22 protein-coding genes and 1 tRNA gene are annotated in these 22,092 nt (G+C 65.4%); 4 read left to right on the top strand and 19 right to left on the bottom strand.

Going from position 1 to position 22,092, the window contains the following annotated elements; translation table 11 throughout:
* Positions 1–47: 47 nt before the first annotated feature.
* From ABD53_RS17130 to ABD53_RS01125, 9 genes are all read right to left on the bottom strand, one after another.
* Positions 48–185 (bottom strand): hypothetical protein, encoded by a 138-nt coding sequence (locus ABD53_RS17130; RefSeq protein WP_160309592.1) that lies wholly within the window; start codon positions 183–185, stop codon positions 48–50.
* Between the two features lie 150 nt (positions 186–335).
* A complete protein-coding gene (locus ABD53_RS01160) occupies positions 336–611 on the bottom strand; it encodes a tRNA-specific adenosine deaminase (protein WP_047863876.1) in 276 nt (91 codons plus the stop codon).
* Positions 612–657: 46 nt separating this feature from the next.
* Entirely contained in the window at positions 658–2,100 is a 1,443-nt protein-coding gene (locus ABD53_RS01155) for a YlbE family protein (RefSeq protein ID WP_047863875.1), read from the bottom strand.
* A complete protein-coding gene (fdrA, locus tag ABD53_RS01150) occupies positions 2,097–3,650 on the bottom strand; it encodes an acyl-CoA synthetase FdrA (RefSeq protein ID WP_047864129.1) in 1,554 nt (517 codons plus the stop codon). The genes ABD53_RS01155 and fdrA overlap by 4 nt, the downstream gene beginning before the upstream one ends.
* 118 nt (positions 3,651–3,768) lie before the next feature.
* The gene (locus tag ABD53_RS01145; RefSeq protein ID WP_047863874.1) at positions 3,769–4,446 is read right to left on the bottom strand and encodes a cysteine hydrolase family protein; all 678 of its coding nucleotides are present in this window, start codon (positions 4,444–4,446) and stop codon (positions 3,769–3,771) included.
* Between the two features lie 24 nt (positions 4,447–4,470).
* Entirely contained in the window at positions 4,471–5,469 is a 999-nt protein-coding gene (locus ABD53_RS01140; protein ID WP_047863873.1) for an oxamate carbamoyltransferase subunit AllH family protein, read from the bottom strand.
* Between the two features lie 11 nt (positions 5,470–5,480).
* Positions 5,481–6,434: a carbamate kinase gene (locus ABD53_RS01135; protein ID WP_047863872.1), complete on the bottom strand. Its 954-nt coding sequence runs from the start codon at positions 6,432–6,434 to the stop codon at positions 5,481–5,483.
* The gene (locus tag ABD53_RS01130) at positions 6,431–6,871 is read right to left on the bottom strand and encodes a cupin domain-containing protein (protein ID WP_152670517.1); all 441 of its coding nucleotides are present in this window, start codon (positions 6,869–6,871) and stop codon (positions 6,431–6,433) included. Before ABD53_RS01130 ends, ABD53_RS01135 begins: the two co-directional genes overlap by 4 nt.
* A 51-nt stretch (positions 6,872–6,922) precedes the next feature.
* A complete protein-coding gene (locus ABD53_RS01125) occupies positions 6,923–7,630 on the bottom strand; it encodes a GntR family transcriptional regulator (RefSeq protein ID WP_053057532.1) in 708 nt (235 codons plus the stop codon).
* Positions 7,631–7,784: 154 nt separating this feature from the next.
* Here ABD53_RS01125 and ABD53_RS01120 point away from each other — a divergent pair, with 154 nt between their 5' ends.
* Positions 7,785–9,128: a uracil-xanthine permease family protein gene (locus ABD53_RS01120; protein ID WP_047863871.1), complete on the top strand. Its 1,344-nt coding sequence runs from the start codon at positions 7,785–7,787 to the stop codon at positions 9,126–9,128.
* A 236-nt stretch (positions 9,129–9,364) separates the two neighbouring features.
* Entirely contained in the window at positions 9,365–9,622 is a 258-nt protein-coding gene (locus tag ABD53_RS01115) for a hypothetical protein (RefSeq protein WP_152670516.1), read from the top strand.
* Positions 9,623–9,690: 68 nt separating this feature from the next.
* On the opposite strand, the gene ABD53_RS01110 is transcribed toward ABD53_RS01115, so the two are convergent.
* The 10 genes from ABD53_RS01110 to ABD53_RS01065 form a co-directional block, all read right to left on the bottom strand.
* A complete protein-coding gene (locus ABD53_RS01110; protein WP_047863869.1) occupies positions 9,691–12,240 on the bottom strand; it encodes an ATP-dependent Clp protease ATP-binding subunit in 2,550 nt (849 codons plus the stop codon).
* A gap of 314 nt (positions 12,241–12,554) precedes the next feature.
* Positions 12,555–14,114, bottom strand: coding sequence for a lysine--tRNA ligase (gene lysS / locus ABD53_RS01105; protein ID WP_053057531.1), 1,560 nt, complete (start codon positions 14,112–14,114; stop codon positions 12,555–12,557).
* Between the two features lie 84 nt (positions 14,115–14,198).
* Complete coding sequence (gene greA, locus ABD53_RS01100) at positions 14,199–14,684, bottom strand: transcription elongation factor GreA (RefSeq protein ID WP_047863868.1); 486 nt, start codon at positions 14,682–14,684, stop codon at positions 14,199–14,201.
* A gap of 77 nt (positions 14,685–14,761) precedes the next feature.
* Positions 14,762–15,529 carry a type III pantothenate kinase gene (locus ABD53_RS01095; RefSeq protein ID WP_235401240.1) on the bottom strand — a complete coding sequence of 256 codons (768 nt, stop codon included), beginning with the start codon at positions 15,527–15,529 and terminating at the stop codon, positions 14,762–14,764.
* A 39-nt stretch (positions 15,530–15,568) separates the two neighbouring features.
* Positions 15,569–16,078, bottom strand: coding sequence for a 2-amino-4-hydroxy-6-hydroxymethyldihydropteridine diphosphokinase (gene folK / locus ABD53_RS01090; protein WP_053057530.1), 510 nt, complete (start codon positions 16,076–16,078; stop codon positions 15,569–15,571).
* 19 nt (positions 16,079–16,097) lie between these two features.
* Positions 16,098–16,985 carry a dihydropteroate synthase gene (gene folP, locus ABD53_RS01085; protein ID WP_200900240.1) on the bottom strand — a complete coding sequence of 296 codons (888 nt, stop codon included), beginning with the start codon at positions 16,983–16,985 and terminating at the stop codon, positions 16,098–16,100.
* Positions 16,986–18,848, bottom strand: a complete 1,863-nt coding sequence (gene ftsH / locus ABD53_RS01080) for an ATP-dependent zinc metalloprotease FtsH (protein ID WP_152670534.1) — start codon at positions 18,846–18,848, stop codon at positions 16,986–16,988.
* Between the two features lie 205 nt (positions 18,849–19,053).
* On the bottom strand, positions 19,054–19,602 hold the full coding sequence (hpt, locus tag ABD53_RS01075) for a hypoxanthine phosphoribosyltransferase (protein WP_327286452.1): 549 nt from the start codon (positions 19,600–19,602) through the stop codon (positions 19,054–19,056).
* A gap of 50 nt (positions 19,603–19,652) precedes the next feature.
* Positions 19,653–20,957 (bottom strand): tRNA lysidine(34) synthetase TilS, encoded by a 1,305-nt coding sequence (gene tilS, locus ABD53_RS01070; protein ID WP_047863865.1) that lies wholly within the window; start codon positions 20,955–20,957, stop codon positions 19,653–19,655.
* A 377-nt stretch (positions 20,958–21,334) separates the two neighbouring features.
* A tRNA-Met gene (locus ABD53_RS01065) sits at positions 21,335–21,408 on the bottom strand.
* A gap of 148 nt (positions 21,409–21,556) precedes the next feature.
* Between ABD53_RS01065 and ABD53_RS01060 the strand changes: the two genes are divergently transcribed.
* Entirely contained in the window at positions 21,557–21,916 is a 360-nt protein-coding gene (locus tag ABD53_RS01060; protein ID WP_047863864.1) for a hypothetical protein, read from the top strand.
* 1 nt (position 21,917) lies between these two features.
* Positions 21,918–22,073 carry a hypothetical protein gene (locus ABD53_RS17125; RefSeq protein WP_160309591.1) on the top strand — a complete coding sequence of 52 codons (156 nt, stop codon included), beginning with the start codon at positions 21,918–21,920 and terminating at the stop codon, positions 22,071–22,073.
* The last annotated feature ends 19 nt before the right edge of the window (positions 22,074–22,092 follow it).

Here is a 22,092-nt window from a genome sequence, read left to right as displayed (position 1 = left end):
GTAAGGGATAAGCGCCGATTGACAGCCGGCGACTCTCCCCGGATGTTCTACCGGCGCCTGTCCGGGTCAATTCCGCCCACGGCGGCTATGAAGAGCAACGCGAATACGAACGCCCAGATCAGAATCTGAATGCCGACCATGCGCCATTCCAGGCCACCCGAGATCAGAGCCCCTACGATGGCCACCAGTATCGGGGCACCGGGTATCAGCAGAGCAAAAACCGCGGCCTGCCTGTAATTTTGCGGGAAACTCGGTCTCCGCCGCCTCGAAAATAGCCCTGGTCTCATGGTTACTTAACTCTACACTGCGGAGCCTCCCGCGCAAGCAGGAGCCCACTACCCTCCCCTACTCGGCGGAGACGACCTCCCTGGACTGCGTGACCTTGAGATCTCGTACCCTTCGAGGCGCGGCGAGCCGAGCCTTTGGCAGGCCTCCCTTATGGCGACCACCTCGGCATGTACGGTGGGGTCATTGGTCTGCGCCAAGAGGCTCGGGCTCTCGGCAAGCACGGCCCCGTCCGAAGAGGAAGCCACGACGCAGGAGAACGGCCTGCCACCGCGCTCGACGTTGCGCTGCTCGAGCTCTGTCGCACGTCCGGTGGGATCGGTCATGTGCCGGTACTCCTGACTCCCGCATCAAGACGGGCCGTGAGCCCCGCTACACCAGCTCCAGCTCCCGGGCCAGCGCCGCGATAGCCTTCTCGAAACACTCGGCGGGCGGGCTGACAACTCCGGCCCCGATCTGGCCTATCCCCGGCTCTCTGTGGGCGATGCCGGTGTTGATAATCGGCAGCGTGCCGCTATCGGCGACCAGACGGACGTCGATCCCGGTCGGTGCCCCGGCGAAGAAGAGCGAGGGTATGGCGAACGACGGGTTCTTTGCGAGGGTGACCTCGTACATCCGGCGCGTGTAGGCCAGCGCCGTCTCGGCGGTGCCGCCGACGAACTGCACTATGGCGGGGGCTGCTGCCATCGCGAAGCCGCCGATGCCGGAGGTCTCGGTTATGGAGCTGTCCCCGATGTCCAAAGCCGCGTCGTCCGCGCTGTAGCCCGGGAAGAAGAGCCCGTCTATGCGCTCGGCGGGCGCCGTGTACCACCGGTCTCCCGTACCGCTCACCTTGAGGCCGAACTCCACGCCGTTGCGGGACATGGCGGTGACCATCGTGCTGCCGGGCACGCCCGAGGCCGCGTCGAGGCCCACCTTCGCGGCGGCCATGGAGAAGTTGAGGTAGAAGTGATCGTTTCCGGCCAGAAAGTCGAACACCTCGCTTATCCTCGCGCCTTCCATACTTGAGGCCGACAGCTGTGGCGCCAGCCGGCGGAAAAGCAGCGAGGTTGCCGCGGTGTTGCGATTGTGGCACTCGTCCCCCATCTGGAGCGCCTGGGCGGTGACGTTCTTGAGCCCTATTCCGTCGAGCGAGCGCACCGCCTCAGAGAGCGCGGGCCCGAGCACGCCGCGCATCCACTCCAGCCGGTTCAGCACCTCCTCGGAGTACGAGCCGAACCTGAGGACGCTGCCCAGGCCCTCGTTCAGGTTGCTGAACGCACGCCCTCCGGAAGCCCTGTCCTCGACCACGATAACCGGCATCGAGGCCGAGATCACGCCCGCCATCGGCCCGATGGCCCCGACGCTGTGGCCGGAGACGAGCTCGACCTCGTCCCGTTCGCAGAGGTCCACGGCCTGCTCGGGGTCCTGCGCCAGTCCCTCGTATATCAGCGCCCCGATTACCGCTCCCCGCATCGGACCGGCCATCTCCGACCAAGCGACCGGCGGGCCCGCGTGCAGCAGCGTCCGCTGCGTTACGCCGGGCACCACCTCCCCGGCGGGCCGGACGTCCACCCACACCGGGTCGGCGGCCAGCAGCCTCTGTAGCGCCTGCTCGTTGGCCTCCTCTACGCGCCTCCCGAGCTCGCTCCCACCGTCCAGCATCCGGGCCAGCGCCCAGCCGAGCCCGGCATCGCCGCCGAGCGGCGGCGCCCAGTCCACGGGGCTTACCTCCACCCCCTGCGTGGCGAGCTCTTCGGCGAAGAACGGCACGCCAACGTTTGCGACGCTGAGCCGGGAGCCCAGCAGTCCATTTAGCTCAGAGATCTCCGTCATCTGCTCTCCTCCACTTTCTGACGGGCCGGTACCAGCGCGGAGGCCAGCCGCACGGCCCGCGCGTTGCTCGAAGTCACGAAGGCTCCGGCCTGCCTCAGTCGGCGCTCCTGGCTCTCGATGTGTTGCGGGTCCTGATCCGTGCCGCATACAGAGACCACCACGGGCAGGCTGCGCCCGGCCTCTTCGGCGATCTCCCGCGCCCGCGTGATCGCGGGCAGGATGGCCCCCGCCGGGTCTTCGTTCGCCCCGTAGCCCAGCACGAGGTCCAACAGGATCACGGCGGTTTCGGGGTCCTCGGCCTCCCGGACTATGCGCTCGTTGCGCAGCCGGAAGTCGATCATGGGGTGCGGGCGGTCCCGGGTAAACTCGTCCTCGCCGAGGTCTATACAGCTATGCTCCAGGCTCTCGCCCGCGTCCGGCAGCCGGTGCTCCTCGTCCAGCGGCGTGTTCGAGTAGACGCCGCCGAGGCTATCGTGCAGGAGCAACAGCGCCTCGTGGCAGAAGGTGCCGCCCGAGTAGAGGCCCCGCAGGTACCGCTGCCCGTCGCCGAGCTCCGGTGCCGGTACGCTCTCCTTTTCACCACCTTCGCCGCCGGCGAGGCTTGGCGCCTCGCCCAGATCCAGCTCGGCGGCCTGCCGGGCCGCGTCTTCGAGGGTCGGCGCGGCGCGGAGGCCGCTGCGCCGGATCTCCTCTGGATCCGCTCCGAGGAAGCAGCACACCACCGGCTTGTCCGTCCGGCCGGCGAGCTCGAAGATCTCGGCTGCAACCTCGCGGGCCGGCGGCTTTGAGACGAGCACTATGATCCCGGTTTCCTCGTCGCCGATCAGGGCCCGCAGGGCCGCCTTCGTGGTGCGGCCTCCGACGGCGGAGGAGAGGTCCCTGCCGCCGGTGCCGATGGCCTGGGAGACACCGGAGCCCAGCCGGTGCAGGAGCGAGGTAACCTCCTGGCATCCGGTGCCGGAGGCGGCTATGACGCCCACGTTTCCGCGCCGCACACTGTTTGCGAAAGCCAGCGGGACTCCGTTTATGATCGCGGTGCCGCAGTCCGGGCCCATCATCAGGAGTCCCCGCTCCTCGGCAAGCTCCTTTAGCTCGACCTCGCGCTCCAGGGGGACGTTGTCGCTGAACATGTGGACGTGCATCCCGGAGCCCAGTGCCTTCAGGGCCTCCGCGGCGGCGAACTTTCCGGGGGTGGAGATCAGGGCCAGGTTCGCCCCCTCGGCGGCGGCTTGGTGGGTGGTGTTTAGCTGACGCCGAGGCTCCTCATCTCCTTCGCCACCTCCCCCGCCGGAGGCCAGTAGCTCGCCGGCCAGCTCGAACGCCTCAGCCCCGGCCTCGTCGGACTCGGCGGCGACGGCGATCACCAGGTCGTTCGGGCCGACCTCCTCGAGCTCCGGCGTGTCGAGCCCGCTATCGCGCAGGATTTGTATATTTTGGGGAGTGCCCATAACCGCGGCGGCCTCCCCGATCCCCTCCCGGCCCGACAGGCGGCTGGAGATGTTCATCAACGAGACCGAATCGTGGTACGAGTCCCGCCGCGTCTCTACCATCGTCTTCAAATCGCGCCTCTTTTCGCGTTTCTCATAATGTGAATATCCAACTCTCCGGTCTGATGGTCGAAAATGGGGGCGGCCCGGAACGGCCACCCCCGACTAAACGGACGCTCTGCTACCTCACGGCCCCTACGGACTCGAAGGCGGAGAGCACGGAGTCGGACTTCGTCACCCAGCCGAAGATCGCGCCCTGCGCCTTGATCATGTCCAGGGCAACCCGCTGGAACTCCTCGAAGTACGAGGCGACGGCGTCCTCGACGACCAGGCACTCGTAGCCCCGGTCGTTTGCCTCCCGCACGGTAGACTGCACGCAGACCTCGGTGGTCACGCCGCACACGATGAGGCTCTCCACGCCCCGGTTACGCAGGACGAGGTCCAGGTCCGTGGCGTAGAAGGAGTTCTTGCCGGGCTTGTCGATCACGGGCTCGCCCTCTCTCGGGGTGAGCTCCGGGATGATGTCGTGCCCGCCTTCCCCGCGAACCAGGATACGGCCCATCGGGCCTTCGGAGCCTATGCCGGTCTCCAGCTTGCCGCGGGCCAGCTTGGTGGGCGGGGCGTCGCGCAGGTCGGTCCTGTGCCCCTCGCGGGTGTGGATGACGTGGATACCCGACTCCCGGGCGGCCTCCAGCAGCTTCTCGGCCGCCGGTATGGCCTTACGCAGCATGGATACGTCGTTGCCCAGCGACTCGCCGAAGCCTCCCGGCTCGACGAAGTCCCGCTGGAAGTCCACCAGTAGCAGCGCGGTGGACTGTGGCTCGAACTCGAACTCGTACGGCTCTGCCGTTATGTTCATCCTCGACCTCCTGTATTTCTAGATCTACCTTTCGCCTCTACCGTCGAAAAGCTCACGTAGGTCCCACGACGACTCCTTTCGTCTACCATCATCGAAAGCCAGGAGCCCCAGCAGTATCCCGGCGGCGGTCTCCGCTCCAGAGGTGCCGCCGATCTCCAGCAGCGCCCCCGACGACGCTCTAACCCCCGATGGATCTCCGGACATAACCCCCTCCCCGAGGCGCATGGCCGGCTCGTATAGAGACCCGGCCGCAGCGTGGTGCAAGAGCCGCGCGCTGATCGCACCCGTCCTCCCCGCGACCGAAGCCTCCAGTCTCTGGCGGGCCACCTCTTCGAGCGCGGTGGCTAGAGAGCTATAAGGCGTCATCCAGGCGGCTGTGGCGAGCACACCGGCGGCGAGATCGTCCCCGGCGGGGGTCAGGCCCGGCCCGAGTCCGAGGAGGCCGACGAGCGCCTCGTAAGCAGGCTCGACCTTCCGACCCTCCAGCGCCTCCGCGAGCCCCTCGACCCGACGGCGAATCGCGCGTCCGATCCGACCGTCCAGGGAGCCGGAATCCGGCAACCCCGCCAGCCAGCGGCAGGTAGGCCCGCGTCCATCTTCCACGAGGGAGCCGAGCAGCTCCCGCGCAGCCACTCGCCGGGAGACACTGTCTCCACGCAACCGGGGTATCCGCGGTTTCCAGGCCGTGGCCTCGCCGAGGTCGACGAACGTCCGGCCTCCGAGGAGCAACCCGCCGCCAGAGAGCTCGAACCGCGAGCCGGGGGCGACCTCCAGAACCGGCGCGACATTCTCGACCCGGAGCCCGAGCGGGCTGTCTTCCGCCCCGGGTCCTACTACGCCGAATACGTGTCCGGCCTCGCCGAGGAGGTACACGCAGCCGCTGGTGACCGAGAGCACCGCTCCACGCCCGACGTCCGCGGCAAGCTCAACCTCCGGGCCGTAAGACAGGGCCCGGGCCGACCAGGAGATGCTCCTCGGCGGGGGGATCTCCTCGACGCTCCTCGTGGTGTTCAGGGCGCTCATCAGGAGCTCTCCTACAGTCGCACGGGCTCGGCGGTGATGCGCGTGCCGGCCTCGCCGTCCATCGCCTCGGGGATGCTATCCGGGGAGGTGACGATCACCTCCGGGCCGCCGGCTTCGAGGAAGCTCAGGGCGGCCTCGATCTTCGGCCCCATGCTGCCCGGAGGGAACTGCCCCTCCTCAAGATACGCGCGGGCCTCTTCGGCGCTCATAAGCTCTATCTCGCGCTGGTCCGGGCGGTTGTAGTTGATGCTCACGCGCGGCACCCCGGTCGATACCAAGAGGAGATCCGCCCCGATCTCCGCCGCGAGCAGACTGGAGGCGTAGTCCTTGTCTATGACCGCCTCCACCCCGGAGTAATCCCCAGGGCTCTCCTCCGTGACCGGTATGCCGCCGCCGCCCAGGGCGACCAGCACGTAGCCGGCCTTCACGAGCTCCCGCATCGCCCCCAGCTCCACTATCTTCCGCGGCCGGGGGGACGGGACCGTGCGCCGGTAGCCACGGTTGGAGTCCTCGACCACCGTCCAGCCCTCTTCAGCGCGATGCCTCTCGGCCTCTTCTTTGGAGTAGAACGGGCCTATCGGTTTGCTCGGGGCCTCGAAAGCGGGATCGTCCCCGTCCACGACGACCCGGGTAAGCATGCTCACCACGGAGGAATCGAGACCCTCCGCAGAGAGCGCCCGCTGCAGCGCGTTCCCGATTATGTAGCCGAGGCCGCCCTGGCTGTCCGCGCCGCACAGGTCCAGCGGCAGCCGCGGCAGGGTGTCCGCAGCGAGGTCCGAGCGTCGCAGGATGAACCCCACCTGCGGCCCGTTGCCGTGGGTGACCACGACCCGCCAACCCCGCTGGACCATGCCCGAGATCGCACGTCCCGTCTCGAACGCGTTCTCTTCCTGCTCCTGGATGGTCCCCTGCTGGCCGTCCCCGATCAGGGAGTTCCCGCCTATGGCTACGACCGCCAGCTTCACGTTGCGCCTCCGTTCGCCATGTAAGTCTCGAAGCCGTCGTTGTCCGGAAGCACCGGGACGAAGATCGAGACCTGCTGACTAGGCGTGTCTCCCCGGTTCTCCACGCTGTGGATGACGCCATCGGGAACTATCAGGGTGTCCCCCGGCGAGCACTCCGTCCACTCTTCGCCGAGCAGCGCCCGCACCTCGCCCTCGGTAAAGTGGATGATCTCCGCCACGTCGTGGGTGTGCGGCAGCACGGCGCCGCCCGGCTCGATCCGCTCGCGCCACACGTTCGACACCATTAACCCGATCTCCGCCGCCTCCTTCGAGGACAGCAGCTCCCTGTAGTAGAGCTCTCTGTGCTCCGGCATGGTCCCCCAGGGGATGCTATCGAACCTCTTGACCTGCTTCGAATCCTGCCTCGAACCGTCCTTCTTCGGGCCCTCTAAACTCACTTCTCTACCTCTCTATCTAGAATTTCTACAGCCGGTTTCTACCGCCATCCTCTAGCCGAGCGAGTCCACGTCTATCTGATGTAAACGGGCCAGGGCCCGGAGCGCGCTGTTGGCCACGTGCTCCTGAGACTCCAACACGTGTGTCCGCATCCGCTCCCGCGCCTCCTCCTCTCGACCGTCCTGTACGGCCTCCAGGATGCCCGCGTGCTGACGGAATGTCGCCTCGATACGCTCCGGGGAGATGAAGTCCGTTATGCGGATGATCCGGATCCTGCCGTTTATCGCCCGCAGCGAGTCGTAGAGGTATCCGTTCCCGCCTATCTGGGCCAGACCTTCGTGAAACGACTCGTCCCGGTGAACCATGTCCGAGTCTCCCTCACCCATGATGCCCGGCTCTCCGGAGCCCCAGAGCTCCCGCAGCTCCTCGAACACCCTTTCCGCCTCGCCTTCGAGCCTGGTCCGGGCCGCCAAAGCCGCGCTTAGCTGCTCTAGCTCCAGCCTCACCTGATACAGCTCGTTGAACTCCTTGAGGTTGATCGTGCGCGTCGAGTAACCAAACTGCGGCGAGTAGACGACCAGCTTGTCGTTCTCAAGCCTCCTGAGCGCCTCCCGGATGGGCGTACGACTCACGCCGAACCGCTCCGCGATCTCCTTCTCCTTGAGCCGCTCACCCGGCTGGTACACCCACCGCGTGATGTCGGACTTGAGCTGCTCGTGCAGATAAGCCCCTAAAGTGCCCTCCCTACTCCCTTCGTTCACTCTTTCACTTCTCCTCGTTTTCCTCTCGCCAGCACCGTTTGCATTTCGGTGTACTCTTGTGTATACATTGAAAAATACACGGCGTCAACGTTTTGTTCAAGGTTTTTCCGTAAGCGCAGAGCATCCAAGAACAAGCGGTTCAGAGGAGGGTTCGATGGACGAGGGTAAAGAACAGAAGCTCGTATACCGGGTACACGACAGGCCGAGGTCCGCACGGGACTGGGTTCTGTACAGCTTCCAGTGGTTCGTGACCATGTTCTACGCGGTGGTGCTCGGCTACGCCATAGTCGGGGTCGGTCTCGGCTTCGAGGGTGAGCGGCTTGCGACCTACATGGCGGCCGTCGTGCTGACCACGGGCGTCGCCACGCTGCTGCAGTCCTGGCGGGGGCACGGGTTCGCCATGGTCTCGGGGCCGAACATTGTCCCGTCAATTGCGATACTCGCCGCGGTCTCCGTCGGCGGCGCCGACTACGCGCTCCAGGCCTTCACTGCCCAGGCCATAGGCGGTTTGATCGTCGCCGGTCTGGCCCTTGCTGGGGTGCTGAACCTGATACGCAAGGTCTGGAGCCCGCTGGTGCTCGGGGCCATGATCGTCATGATCGGGATCGCCGTAGCCCAGCAGAGCCTGGGACTGCTGGTGGCCAGCGGCTTCGGCTGGCCGTTCTGGGTCGGCGTGCTCCTGGCGGTGGGCGGCGTAGTGCTCGCTATCCGGGGCCCCGGCGTGTGGGCGACGCTCTCGCCGCTGTTTATCATCGGGCTGGGGTACCCGATCTTCATGCTGGCCGGGGAGTTCGAGTGGTCGCTAGTGGGTCAGGCGCCGGCGGTAGTGGCCCCCTCTCTCTTCCCCTACGGGCTGTCCATGCCGCCGCTGGGCCTGATAGTGATCATGACGGTGGTGAACCTGATAGTGGCCCTCAGCGTGTACGGGATAGTCACAGGCTACGGCGAGTTCGTCGAGGAGGAAGTGGGCGAGGGCAAGACCCGCCGGACGCTCACGCTCTTCGGGCTGGTGGAGAACACGCTGCCCGGTATCCTCGGAGTTCCGGCCACCGTGCCTTACGGCGAGAACCTCGGTATCGTAGTCACCACCCGCATCGCGGCCCGGGTGTTCATACTGGTCGCCGCTCTCGCGCTGGTGATCCTATCTTTCTTTGGCCCGGTGGTTGCGTTCATGGCGGCCATGCCCGACCCTGTGGCCGGCGCGGTGCTGCTCGGCATCGCTTCCGCAGCCGTAGGGCTCGGAATCAGCATCATGTCCACCGCCCCGGCCTTCGAGCAGCGGGAGCAGGCGCTGGTCGGGTTCGCCATCTTCCTCAGCGTCGGCCTGTTCATGCTGCCCCAGGAGACGTGGGAGCAGGTCCCCAGGTTCCTGTCCACGATCTTCAGCAACCCCATAGTCTCGGTAATACTGTTCGTCATCTTCTTCGAGCAGGTGCTCTTCCGCAACAAGGCCGTGGACAAGAGAAAAGACGATCTCTCCCGGCCAGACGAAGGCTAAGAGCCGACCATAAACAGATGCGCCCCGGGGAGGCAATTTTTCGTCAGCCTCCCCGGGATCGTGGCAACAGCCACAATAGAAGAACCACCTTCGTAACCACCGCCGATGCTGCTCAGGATACTGGTTCTCATCACCTCGCCCGGGCACAGACCCGGGCTTGCCCCGGGATGGCGTAGGCCCTCTCTACAAGCGTTACAAGTGTGGTTCGGCAGACTCGCCCGGAGGCAAATTTGAGAATGAATACGACGGAGAGATTCGCCCTCCCACGAACTCACGCACCGGCGAATCCGCAGAGCAGCGGCGACGACTCGGGGAGTTACACCCTTTATCTCAGGGCACTGCGGCAGATGGAGATGGCCTTCAACGAGCAAGAGAGGATGGTGGCTGCCGAATACCGGCGCCTCAACTACAGGCTGCTATACCGCGAGCAGCTATTAACGCACGTCGTTAAAAGGTTCGACCTCGCGGACGGAGCGGCAAGGCCTCGCACATGATAAGAGGGCCGGAACTATAACGTTCCGGCCCTCCTGGATTGCTGCTATTTTCTCTCCCCTACTCAGGTCTACTCGGCGGGGACGACCTCCTTGGACTGCGTGACCTTGATGTCCACTATGGAGGAGCCCTCCTCCTCGGCGTCGTCGGAGCTTATGTCGTTTGCCTCGACGGTGACCTTAGCTCCGGCCGGGACCTCGCCCTTGAGGAACATCTCGCTCATCGGGTCCTCGACGTGGCGCTGGATCACGCGCTTGAGTGGCCGCGCGCCGTACGCCGGGTCGTAGCCCGCGTCCGAGAGCTTGTCCAGGGCCTCGGGGGTGAACTCTAGCGAGATCTCACGCTCCACGAGCTGCTGCCTGAGACGCTTGACCTGGATCTCGATGATGTGGCGCATGTCCTCGCGCTCCAGCTTGTGGAACACGATGGTCTCGTCTATACGGTTGAGGAGCTCGGGGCGGAAGATCTTCTTCAACTCCCCGGTGACCCGGCTCTTCATCTCCTTGTACGACGGGCCGGACTCCTCGTCGGTGAAGCCGAGGCTCTTGGTCTTGTTGATCGTCTGCGCGCCGACGTTGGAGGTCATTATGAGGAGCACGTTCTTGAAGTCCACGACCCGGCCCTGCGCGTCGGTGAGCTGGCCGTCCTCCAAGATCTGGAGCAGGATGTTGAAGACCTCGGGGTGCGCCTTCTCAATCTCGTCCAGCAAGACCACGCTGTACGGCTTGCGGCGGACCTGCTCGGTGAGCTGGCCACCCTCGTCGTAGCCGACGTATCCGGGCGGGCTGCCGACCAGGCGGCTCGTGGTGTGCCGCTCCATGTACTCCGACATGTCCAGCCGGATCATGGCGTCCTGGTCGCCGAAGAGGTACTCGCTCAAGGTGCGGGCGAGCTCCGTCTTCCCCACGCCCGTCGGGCCGAGGAACACGAACGAGCCGCTCGGGCGGTCCGGGTCCTTGAGGCCGGCCATCGTGCGCCGGATGGACCGGCTGACGGACTTGATGGCCTCGTTCTGCCCGACGACGCGGCCGTGCAGCGCGTCCTCCATCTTGAGGAGCTTGGCGGACTCCTCCTCGGTCATCTTCTTGACCGGGATGCCGGTCCACATGCTGACGATCTCGGCGATCTCGGTCTCCCCGATGGAGACGCGGTCGTCCTCGTTTCCGCCATCCTCCTGCTCGCGCCAGTTCTCCTCTAGCTCCCGGCGCTGTACGGCGAGGCGCTTCTCCTCGTCCCGGAGCCCCGCGGCCTCCTCGAACTGCTGGCCGTCTATCGCGGCCTCCTTACGGGAGCGGATGTCGGAGAGCTCGTCGTCCACCTCCTTGTAATACGGAGGCTCGGACATGGTCTTGATCTTCATCTTGGACGCGGCCTCGTCCACCAGGTCTATCGCCTTATCCGGCAGGAAGCGGTCCGAGATGTAGCGGTCGCCGAGCTCGGCGGCGCTCTTCAGGGCCTCGTCGGTGATGTTGATCTTGTGGTGCGACTCGTACTTCTCGCGCAGGCCGCGCAGGATCTGCTCGGTCTCCTCGACCGTGGGCTCGCCGACCTGGATCTTTTGGAACCTCCGCTCCAGAGCCTTGTCCTTCTCGACGTGCTTGCGGTACTCGTCCAGCGTGGTCGCGCCGACAACCTGCAGCTCGCCGCGTGCCAGTGCGGGCTTGAGGATCGAGGCCGCGTCTATCGCGCCCTCGGCGGCTCCGGCTCCAACGAGGTTGTGCATCTCGTCTATGAACAGGATGATGTCGCCGTGGTCGGTGATCTCCTTCATGATCTTCTTGAGGCGCTCCTCGAACTCGCCGCGGTACTTGGAGCCCGCCACGAGTGAGCCGAGGTCCAGCGTGTAGACCTCCTTGCCCTTGAGGATCTCGGGCACGCGGTCGTTGGCGATCTCGTCCGCAAGGCCCTCGACTATCGCCGTCTTACCGACGCCGGGCTCCCCGATGATCACCGGGTTGTTCTTGGTCCGGCGCACGAGGATCTGCATGATGCGCTCGATCTCCGTCGCCCGGCCGACGACGGGGTCTATCTGCCCCTCTTCGGCGGCTGCCGTGAGGTTACGACCGTACTGGTCGAGCTGGCGGGTCTTTGGCCGCTTGGCCTCTACACCGCCCTGCTGGGAGCCGCGCTGCTCGCCGCCGCCCTGCTGGGAGCTCGCGCCGCTGCCGCGTCCGCGCTGGCCCCGGCCGCCGCCGAGCATCCGCACGACCTCGCGGCGGACCTTGTCCGGGTCTATGTCGAGGTTCGAGAGCACGCGGGCGGCCACGCCCTCGCTCTCACGCACGAGCCCGAGCAGGATGTGCTCGGTGCCGATGTAGTTGTGGCCGAGCTGCAGCGCCTCGCGCAGCGCGAGCTCCAGCACCTTCTTGGAGCGCGGGGTGAACGGGGCCTGGCCGCCGCTACCCTCCTCGCCATAACCGACGATGGACTCGACTTGCTCGCGCACCTCGTCCAGGGTGACGTTTAGCGAGGTCAAAGCGCGGGCCGCCACGCCCTCGTCCTCACGCAACAGGCCAAGCAGCAGGTGCTCGGTGCCGATGTAGTTGTGGTTGAAGTGCCGGGCCTCTTCCTGGGCCAGCACCACGACCTTGCGGGCTCTTTCGGTAAACCGTTCAAACATTCTGGATGGATCCTCCTCCGGTATGAGGCTCCCTGGCTGTATCGCGGGTGGATACCTTCATGTTACCCTCGTTACCGTATTCTACGTTGCCGACCTGTATTTGGTTTACAAGTGTCTGGCTTTTGTGGATGACTAGAGTATATAACGTTGGATCTACGTCTTCTGAAATCATAAGCACTGCCTCCTCGGCGCCGTCCTCTAGAGTATACAAAGGCCCCGGCCTCTATTGAGGGGGAAATCTGGTCTGTGCGCTAAGGGCGCTCAGCCCCGGCTCCGGCTCTCCGCCGCCAGCTTTGTAATACCTGGCGCGTAGGCTACCCGGTGTCGCCGGGGCTTTCGGTGTCCCCCTTTACAGTGCCGCCCGAATAACCAGCAGAACTAGCGGAAGCGGCGGAAGCGAAACGTTCGCGTACCAGTTCCGGCGGCAGACTGGCCACGAAAGGCCCGGCTTTCGGCCCGCTCTTCTTACCGAGCAGCACGGTATAGATGGCCGCGAAGGCGTTCTTTGGCTTGACACCGAGCTCCTTGGCGGCGCCATACAGGATATTCTGCACCTCGTCGCCGGCGGTGATCCCGGCCGGGATACGATCCGCGGCCTCGGCCAGATAGCGTCGCTGGTCCTCGTCGAGGCTCTCGGCCTCTTCGGGTAGGGATTCGAGGACCTTGAACCTGTACTCTTCCGGTGCCCACTCCTCGGCCCACTCCCGGGCGTAGGCCAGCTCCTCGGCGAGTGCATCGGGCTCCCGGGCCGCTGCTTCGTAGCCGCCGCGCCGCAGCATCTCGGCGGCGGCTTCGGGGTCCTCTCCAACGGTCTGCGAGACGGTCACGAGGTGCGTGAACGGCACCCCGGTGCCGCCCAGCTCGGCGCGCTGCTCGTCCATGAACTGCGGAAAGCCCGAGGCCAGATCCACGTCCAGGCCGCGAGCCGGATCGCGGCCGAGAACCATACGCCGCAGCGCCTCTGACGGCATTATCCGCAACATGTCTGCGGGTAGCAGTACCACGCCCTTCGAGCTGCTCATGGCGCCGACGCCTTTTAGCTGTATCCACTCATACTCGTACCGGCCCGGTATCTCGACGCCAAACACCTTCTCGGCCATGCGGTCCGCCGTGTCCGTAGAGCCGCCGCGGCTGGTGTGATCCTTACCAAACGGCTCGAACGTTACCCCGAGCGCCTTCCACCGCGCCGCGAGCTCCACCCGCCAGCCGAGCTTGCCTTCACCCTTCGAGTAGTCGGCCACCTCCTCGTTATCATCATAATTATCAAAGACGACCTTGTTCTCCTCGGAACGGTGCTCGATGGTCCGGTGGCCGATCAAGCTCCCCGAGGCGTCCCGTGGCTGGTACGGCGACCACTTGTTGCCCTCGGGCATCATGCGCCCGGTGACGTCCTGGAGAATGTGGCGCAGGTCGTCCGTATGGTCCAACGCTTCACGGGTAACCTCCGTGTAGACGCCCTGCTCGTACAGCTCGTGCGAACGGAGTACTTCTATCTCCATTCCCACCTCCGAGAGGGTACGCTCGAAGGGGGCAAGGAAGTGCTCGGCGTAGGACTCGTGACAGCCTTCGGGGTCGGGCACGTACGAGAGGCTCTGGCCGATGTAACGCTCGAAGCTCTCCGGCACGCCGGGCGCGATCTTGCGCAGCGGATCTATGGTATCCGCGTGGAAGATGAAGCGGGTCTCCACGTCGCGGGCACGCAGAGCGCGAGCCACGGCTTCGGCGACCAGTACTTCACGCAGGTTGCCGACGTGGATGTTGCCGGAGGGGCTGATCCCGGTAACGACGACCTGAGGCTCTCCGCCAAAACGCTCGACCAGCGTCTCCGCCACCCGGTCGGCCCAACCCGGTATGAGTGTTTCCGTGCTATTCATGCAAGGCTCCACGGGAGACGCGCCACGCCTCCGTCTGGTTGTGTATCTCTTGTATCTATTTGCGCCAGACCAAGCTGGAGGTAGCTAGCTCGCTATCTCCACGTTCATGATCTCGTACTCGGTCGAGCCCCGGGGCGTCGAGACCGTGACCTTCTCCCCGACCTGACGCTTGAGTACGGCTTTACCCACCGGTGAGGAGTGCGAGAGCTTGCCGGTCGAGGGGTCGGACTCGTTGGCGCCCACGATCTGGAAGGTGCGCTCCTTGTCGTCGCCGGTGGACTTGAGGGTAACCTTCGTGCCCACGTCCACGGCGTTTGCGTCGGTATCCGCGGGGTCAACCACCTTTGCGTTGCGCACCCGGCGCTGGAGCTCGCTTATACGGCGCTCGAGGAGACCCTGCTCGTTCTTGGCGTCGTCGTACTCGGAGTTCTCCGAGAGGTCGCCGAACTCGCGGGCCTGGCGAATGCGATCCGCCACCTCCCGGCGGCGGGTCTCCGTGAGGTATTTAAGTTCGTCTTGGAGCTTCTCGAGACCCTCTGGGGTAACTAGCTCCTCGTTTCTGTCGGTCATAAGCTGGCAGAGTATACGTACAGGTATCTATAGTGTCAATGCGTTCTCGGTCACTCATAGGGTCGCCCGTAAAAGCCTTAACGGGCGTTTTTCTCGTGCAGTATGCGCAGGCCGCGGAGGGTGAGGTCCGGGTCGAGCTCGTCTATGGTGCGGCAGTGCTCCACGATCACCGGCGCGAGCCCGCCGGTGGCTATCACCTTCGGGCGCGGTGGCCCAAGCTCGTCCACGAAGCGGTCCACCAGGGCGTCTATGGCTCCGGCGTACCCGTAGACGAAGCCGCTCTTTATGGAGTCCGGGGTGTTCGTGGCTATCGGGCTGGCGGGCCTGTCCTCGATGTCCACGCTCGGCAGCTTGGCGGTGCGAGAGACGAGCGCCTCTAGCGCGACGTAGAGTCCGGGCAGGATCGCACCGCCCCGGTAGGCGCCGGAGGAGTCCACCGCGCAGACCGTGGTCGCGGTACCGGAGTCGGCTATGATGGCGGGAAACCCGTAATATTGGCCAGCGGCGACGGAGTTGACGATCCTGTCCGCCCCGACCTGTGCGGGGTCCTCGTACAGGTTCTCCAGCCCGGTGTACATACCGGCGTCGGCCGCGTAGAACGGGATACCCAGTATCTCCTCGGCCAGCTTCCGGTACGAGCGTGTGAGCCCCGGCACGACGCTGGAGACGATCATGGCGCTTACCGCGGAGAGGTTCATCCCGTGGAGCCCCATCAAACCGGAGACGGATGCCCCGAGCTCCTCCGGCGAGCGGTACGCCTCCGTCGCCATACGCCAGTGTCCGCTCAGCTCCTCGCCCTCGAACAGCCCGAGTACGGTCTGTGTATTTCCGGTATCCACCGCCATCAGCACCCTCGCACCACCTCCTTATACCTCCTTAGATCTCTAGATCTCGTCCAGACGCCCCAGCCGACGCACGCCGGCGAGCTCCCTCTCGTCCAGACCGTCGCGCAGCCCGCCCACCACTCCCACACCGGGAATATAGAGGCGGGGATCGAGATCCGCCAGCGTAACGAGGTTGAAGGCCCGCGTCACGCCCCGGTGCGGCAGCCCGAGGCCGGGTATATCCGCCCGCTCCTTGCCGTAGAGCAGCACGTCCACGTCCACCGTCCTCGGGGCCTTCTCCCCTTTCTCAGAGCGCCCGAGGGCCGCCTCCACCCCCTGGCAGTAGCGCAACAGCTCCACCGCCCCGGCCTCACAGGACAGCTCCACGGCGCAGTTGAGGTAATCCGGATGTCCCGCCTCCACCTCCACGGGCTCGGTCTCGTACACCGCCGAGACGCGGCTTACGCAAGAGAAATCACTCCGGCCGAGCGCGGCGACGGCGGCGCGGAGGTACCCGGCGCGGTCGCCGAGGTTGCTCCCCAGGCTCAGAAAGGCTCTGATCGCGCTCAACCGGCGTCGGGAAAGTACGTTATGAGACGCTCCCGGAGCTACCGGAGCCGCTTATCGCGGCGGCGACCTCCAGCGCCTCGCGGTTCGCCCGCACGTCGTGGACCCGGAAGATGGTTGCGCCGCGCTCGTAGGCCAGGACGCTGGCGGCCACGGTACCGAACACCCTGTCGCCGGCCTCGCTGGACGCGCCGTCGGATAGCCTGCCGATAAAGCTCTTGCGCGAGGCCCCGAACAGCACCGGGTATCCGAGGTCCGCGATGGCGTCCAGGTTCTCGACGAGCGCGAGATTGTGCTCCAGATTCTTGCCGAACCCGATACCGGGGTCCAGGATCACGTCTTCCGGGCTTATGCCGGCGGATATAGCGGCCTCCGCCCGCCGCGCCAGAAACTCCCGCACCTCGGAGACCACGTCGTCGTAGTGCGGGCTCTGCTGCATAGTCTTGGGCTCTCCGAGCATGTGCATCAGCACGACCGGGCACCCGGCTCCGGCCACCACGTCCGCCATTCGCGGGTCACCGTTTAGCGCGGTCACGTCATTGACGAGGCCCGCCCCGGCCTCCAGCGCCGCCTCCGCGGTGGCCGCGTGGTAGGTGTCTATGGAGATCACGGCCCCCGGCCTCGCCGCGAGTATCTCCCGAATAACCGGGACGACGCGCCGGGCCTCCTCCTCGGCGGGGACGGGGTCCGAGCCGGGCCTAGTGGACTCGCCGCCCACGTCTACTATCCCGGCTCCCTCGTCCAGCATCTCGGCGGCGCGGGCCGCGCCGGCCTCCTTATCGAAGAACTCGCCGCCATCGGAGAAGGAGTCCGGGGTCACGTTGAGGATGCCCATGACCACGGGGGCGGGAGTTTGTCCCCCGCCCCCCGCAAGCTGTATCTCGTCGCCGCGCGGCGTGGTCGGAGCCAACTACTCTCCGGGTTCGCCGTGGCCGTTCTCGCCGTGGCCGTTCACCGACGGACCCTCGTAGAAAGGCATCCTATCCACTGCGTACTCGTCTACGAGCCGCTTGAGGTGGGCGCGGTCTATGGTCTCGTACTCTATGAGGTCCTGGGCGAGCTTCTCCAGGAGGGCCTTGTTGCGAACCAGGAGGTCCTCGGCGGCGTCGTAGGTCTCGTCCACGATCGCCCGGATCTCCTTGTCTATCTGGAAGGCGATCTCGTCCGAGTATTCCTGGCCCTGGCCGAAGTCCCGGCCCATGAAGACCTGACCCTGGGAGGAGCCGAGGCTCATCGGCCCGAGCTTCTCGCTCATCCCGTACTTGGTAACCATCTGCCGCGAGAGCTGGGTGACCCTTTCGAGGTCGTTGGAGGCCCCGGTGGTGACCTCCTCGAAGGTCACCCTCTCGGCGGCCCTCCCGCCGAGCATCATGGAGAGCTGGGACATTAACTGGCCCCGGCTCATCATGTAACGGTCCTCTTCGGGGAGGCTCATGGTGACGCCGAGAGCCTGACCGCGGGGGATAATGGTTACCTTGTGAACCGGGTCCGCGCCGCTCATCAGCGAGCCGACGATGGCGTGGCCAGACTCGTGGTAGGCCGTGATCTCCTTCTCCTTGCCCGAGATGAGGCGTGTCTTGCGCTCCGGTCCGGCTATGACCCGGTCCACGGCCTCCTCCATCTCGGCCATCGTGATCTCTTCCTTGTCGTATCTGGCCGCCAAAAGCGCCGACTCGTTCACGAGGTTCGCGAGGTCAGCGCCGGTAAAGCCCGGCGTAGAGCGGGCGATGGTCTCGACCTCCACACCCTCGGCGAGCGGCTTGCCCCGGGTGTGGACCTCCAAGATCTTCTCCCGGCCGGCCAGGTCCGGCGCGTCCACCACGATCTGGCGGTCGAACCGGCCCGGCCTCAGTAGTGCCGGGTCCAGGATGTCGGCGCGGTTGGTGGCGGCGATCATGATGATGCCGGACTTGTCGTCGAAGCCGTCCATCTCCACGAGGAGCTGGTTCAGGGTCTGCTCGCGCTCGTCGTGGCCGCCGCCCATACCGGCCCCGCGCTGCCTACCGACCGCGTCGATCTCGTCCATGAAGATGATGCACGGCGCGTTCTGCTTTGCCTGCTCGAAGAGGTCTCGCACCCGCGAAGCGCCGACGCCGACGAACATCTCCACGAAGTCCGAGCCCGAGATGGAGAAGAACGGCACCCCGGCCTCGCCGGCGACGGCCTTGGCGAGCAGGGTCTTGCCGGTTCCGGGCGGTCCGACGAGGAGCGCGCCCTTCGGTATCCTGGCGCCGAGCTTCTGGAACTTCTGGGGGGCTTCTAAGAACTCCTTGATCTCGGTAAGCTCCTGGACGGCCTCCTGCGCGCCGGCAACGTCGTTGAAGGTCAACTTCGGGGCGTCCTTGTTCATCTTCTTTGCCCGGCTCTTGCCGAAGCTCATCACCTTGTTACCGCCACCCTGCATAGAGCTGAATATGAACAAGAACAGCAGGATTATGAGCAGGATCGGGCCGAGGGTGAACAGCAGGTTTGCCCAGAAGCCGGTGTTCTGCGGGTCGGTCTCGAACGGGATCTCGGCGCTATTGAAGGTCGAGGCTATGTTGTAGCCCGACGGGTACGGGAACTCAAAGTCCGTACTACCCCGTACGGGCTCTTGAAGCTTACCCTCTACCGTCTGGTCCTCGTCCAGAACGGTTAGCGCGTTCTCCTCGTTCTTGGCGTCGGTGACGAAGTTGTTGTTCTCGATCTGGGTCTGGAACTCCTGGGAGTCGAGTTCGGTGACCTCCGAGTTGCCCGAGCTTAGTAGCTGGATCAGGATTACCGCGAAGACCATCAGGACTATGAAGTACAGCAATCCGCCGCTCTTGAGAAATCTGCCCAACTGTTCTTACCTCTCGTGAGTCTCGTGAGATACGACTAGGAACAACCGCGATTATACACCCCGGTGATTAGATGGAACCGTCAGAGGGCACGCCTCCTCTGCCCGGGACGCTGCGAATGGCCCTGTCCGCCGTCCGTGCCGGCGGTATTACTCGGTATTAACCCCGGGCGGTCTCCGGGGTGGCCGGGTCGTTGTCCGGGTCCACGATGCAGATATCGGGGAGGTTCCTGTAGGCTCCCGCGTAGTCCAGGCCGTAGCCGACCACGAACTCGTCGGGGATCTCGAAACCGAGATACTTCACGGGTAGCTCGACCTTGCGCCGGGAGGGCTTGGAGAGCATGGAGACTATCTCGAGGCTCGCGGGGTCACGGGAGAGCAACGCCCGTCTTAGGTAGGAGAGCGTGAGCCCGGAGTCTATGATGTCCTCTACTATGAGGACGTGACGTCCGGTTATGTCCTCTTCAAGGTCCTTGAGTATCCGCACCACGCCGCTGCTCGTGGTCCCCGTCCCGTATGAGCTTATGTCCATGAAGTCTATGTCACACGGCAGGTCCACCGTGCGCATCAGGTCGCTGAGGACGACCACTGCGCCGCGCAGGATACCGACGAGCAGAGGGCTCTTGCCCTGGTAGTCGGCGGTGATGCTTTCGCCGAGCTCTTGGACCTTCTCCCGGATCTGATCCTGTGAGATAAGCACGTCTTTCACGCGGCGCACTATACTATATTCCCGCTCCGGTTTTCCGGGGCTTCCAGAGCCTACCGGGGTCCGTGGGCCTCCAGCCTGACGGCCCGGCGGGTGCCGTCGCCCAGCGCGAACTCCTCACCAAGCTCTCCACCGGCCACCCAGGCTACCCGGTCCCGGGCGTCCACGACCACCGGGGTGCGCCGCCTGAGATCCCTCGGCACCTTGCGGTCCATCATGGCCCGTAACACCTTCTTGCCGCCTCCGAGGCCCAGGGGCCGCACCACGTCCCCCTCGCGTGCCAGCCGCAGCCGGTATGGACCGAGCCCTGCGTCCAGGTAGGCGACCTCCGGCCGGGCGGCGTCCTCGGGCGGTGCGGCGGACGTGGCGGCCCGACTCACCTCAAGGGTCCACCCGGCGAGCCGCAGGATGCCGGGCTCGACGCACAAGACCTCCGGCTCTGTCTCCGGGCGGCGCTCGTAGAGCGCGACCTCGCCTCCCGGCCGCGAGGCCGCGACGACGCCGGAAGGGAGATCCAGGGCCCCACCGACTCTATCTCCGAGGGCGAGCGTGGAGTCCACGGTGGCGGAGTCCGGCGGGTGCGCCCTGGGGGCCAGCCGGGAGTACGCGGACCGGACGGCGTGACGGCGCAGGGCGGCGTGCAGCTCCCCGGCCGGGGGGATGACCAGCTCGTCTCCCCGGTGCCGGACCGCGCGGGCGGCGAGGTCTTCCAAGGTCTCCGCGTCTTCCCGCAGGAGCCACGCGGCGCGGGCCACGTTTGCTCCTGCGCCGGGGTACAGCTCTTCCAGCACGGGCAACACCTCGTGGCGCAGCCGATTGCGGGAGTACTTCGGGAGCGCGTTCGTGGGGTCGGTACGGTAATCCTGTCCGAGGGCTTCGAGATAGTCCAGGACCTCGGCCCGGCTCCTCTCTATGAGCGGGCGTGAGATCCCCGCTCGAACCGGCGGTATCCCCGACAGGCCCCGGATGCCGGCACCCCGGGCCAGGTTCATCAACACAGTCTCGGCCACGTCGTCGGCGGTGTGGCCGGTTGCGATGGTAGAGGCCCCGGCTTCCCGGGCAAGCTCTCCGGCCAGGAGATATCTGGCCTCCCTGGCCCTCTCCTGTAACCCCGCCCCGTCCCCCAGCGCGGGCTCTCGAACCTCGAACTCCAGCCCGAAGCTTTCGCACAGGCCCCGCACGAACTCCGCATCCGCCCGAGAATCCCCGCCCCGCAGCCCATGCTCAACGTGCAGGACCACGGGCCGTGCCCCAACCCCGAGTAGCGCCCGCAGCAGCGCCGTGGAGTCGGGGCCACCCGAGACCAACGCCAGTGGACGCGAGAGATCCATCCCGTAATGGCGCGCGGTCCCAGCCACTCCCGTCTGAAAAGCCTGAGAATCTTCAGCACCCACACAGGGATTCTAATCCCACGACGATACGAGCAGACCCGCAGCAAGCACCAAAAAGCACCGAAAAGCACTAGAGCCTGCTGTGGCCGGAGCCCGAGCCGTCGAGTTGCAGTGCTTCGGCAGGTATATAAGAGCGTCGGGAGCTTTAACATCCGGAGGCTCCCAAAGGCATCACGAGGCGTCCGCCACAGCCTCCACACCTACTAGGACGATCTACACCTCGAGCCCGAATAGCTCACTCGGTCCCGTGTGCCGGTCTGACCCCTCCGCCACACCGTGACTACCGGGGCGCTCTCTTCGAGAAAGGCAAGAAAAAGCCCGGCGCTGTGGCCGGGCCCAAGTAGTAGCGGGGATAGGATTTGAACCTATGACCTTCGGGTTATGAGCCCGACGAGCTACCAGACTGCTCCACCCCGCATCGCGAGAGCGATTCTAGCACCCTGGCAGGGTTTGTAAAGGGCGTGTGAGATGAAAGAAATGAAATACCGGAGGTCCGCGGGAACATTGTGTAGGGGCCTCCCGGCGTGCTAATTTGACTTTATATGAGCCCCTTACTAGCAGCGATCTTGATCATTGGTTCGGTCCTTACCCTGGTGGCCGCCGTTGTTGCGCTCCGGGCCGGGATCAGAGCATTCGTCACCCAGGTGCGACTTAGACGGGATCTGGCCTCCGAGGTGGATAGTCTGGGCCGGCGCGCGGGAGAGCTAACGAGCCGGACCGCCCGACTGGAGGAAAGCACCCGGGAGCTACCGGTGACGTTGAGCCGGACCCAGGAGAACCTCGCGGAGCTGCGGATACTGTCCGGCAACCTGTACGTGACGCTGACGCAGATGCGGCGGATACTCAGCTACTCCGGGATCAAGACCTCCGGCACCTCCTGGCTCTCGAAGGTGGTGCGCCGCCATACGAGGTCTGTGCGTGGATAGCATGGATAGACCGGAGACCCCGGACACGGGGCGGGAGACCCTGGAGCCGGAGGGTTACCAGGGCGAATGCGAGGTGTGCGGACACGGAATGTACGGGCTGCACTGCAAGATCATCTGCCCCAACTGCGGCTACCGCCGTGACTGCTCGGACCCCTGATCCAGCTTCTCTAACCTCG

Source organism: Rubrobacter aplysinae (genome assembly GCF_001029505.1).
Taxonomy (GTDB): Bacteria; Actinomycetota; Rubrobacteria; order Rubrobacterales; family Rubrobacteraceae; genus Rubrobacter_A; species Rubrobacter_A aplysinae.
This window is presented reverse-complemented; position numbering and strand designations above follow the sequence as displayed.

What these genes read in the sequence shown, in the direction of transcription:
- ABD53_RS01160 (WP_047863876.1), bottom strand. Translation starts at nt 611, where the DNA reads ATGACCGATCCCACCGGACGTGCGACAGAGCTCGAGCAGCGCAACGTC.
- ABD53_RS01155 (WP_047863875.1), bottom strand. Translation starts at nt 2,100, where the DNA reads ATGACGGAGATCTCTGAGCTAAATGGACTGCTGGGCTCCCGGCTCAGC.
- fdrA (WP_047864129.1), bottom strand. Translation starts at nt 3,650, where the DNA reads ATGGTAGAGACGCGGCGGGACTCGTACCACGATTCGGTCTCGTTGATG.
- ABD53_RS01145 (WP_047863874.1), bottom strand. Translation starts at nt 4,446, where the DNA reads ATGAACATAACGGCAGAGCCGTACGAGTTCGAGTTCGAGCCACAGTCC.
- ABD53_RS01140 (WP_047863873.1), bottom strand. Translation starts at nt 5,469, where the DNA reads ATGAGCGCCCTGAACACCACGAGGAGCGTCGAGGAGATCCCCCCGCCG.
- ABD53_RS01120 (WP_047863871.1), top strand. Translation starts at nt 7,785, where the DNA reads ATGGACGAGGGTAAAGAACAGAAGCTCGTATACCGGGTACACGACAGG.
- ABD53_RS01115 (WP_152670516.1), top strand. Translation starts at nt 9,365, where the DNA reads ATGAATACGACGGAGAGATTCGCCCTCCCACGAACTCACGCACCGGCG.
- ABD53_RS01110 (WP_047863869.1), bottom strand. Translation starts at nt 12,240, where the DNA reads ATGTTTGAACGGTTTACCGAAAGAGCCCGCAAGGTCGTGGTGCTGGCC.
- lysS (WP_053057531.1), bottom strand. Translation starts at nt 14,114, where the DNA reads ATGAATAGCACGGAAACACTCATACCGGGTTGGGCCGACCGGGTGGCG.
- greA (WP_047863868.1), bottom strand. Translation starts at nt 14,684, where the DNA reads ATGACCGACAGAAACGAGGAGCTAGTTACCCCAGAGGGTCTCGAGAAG.
- ABD53_RS01095 (WP_235401240.1), bottom strand. Translation starts at nt 15,529, where the DNA reads ATGGCGGTGGATACCGGAAATACACAGACCGTACTCGGGCTGTTCGAG.
- ftsH (WP_152670534.1), bottom strand. Translation starts at nt 18,848, where the DNA reads ATGGTCTTCGCGGTAATCCTGATCCAGCTACTAAGCTCGGGCAACTCG.
- ABD53_RS17125 (WP_160309591.1), top strand. Translation starts at nt 21,918, where the DNA reads ATGGATAGACCGGAGACCCCGGACACGGGGCGGGAGACCCTGGAGCCG.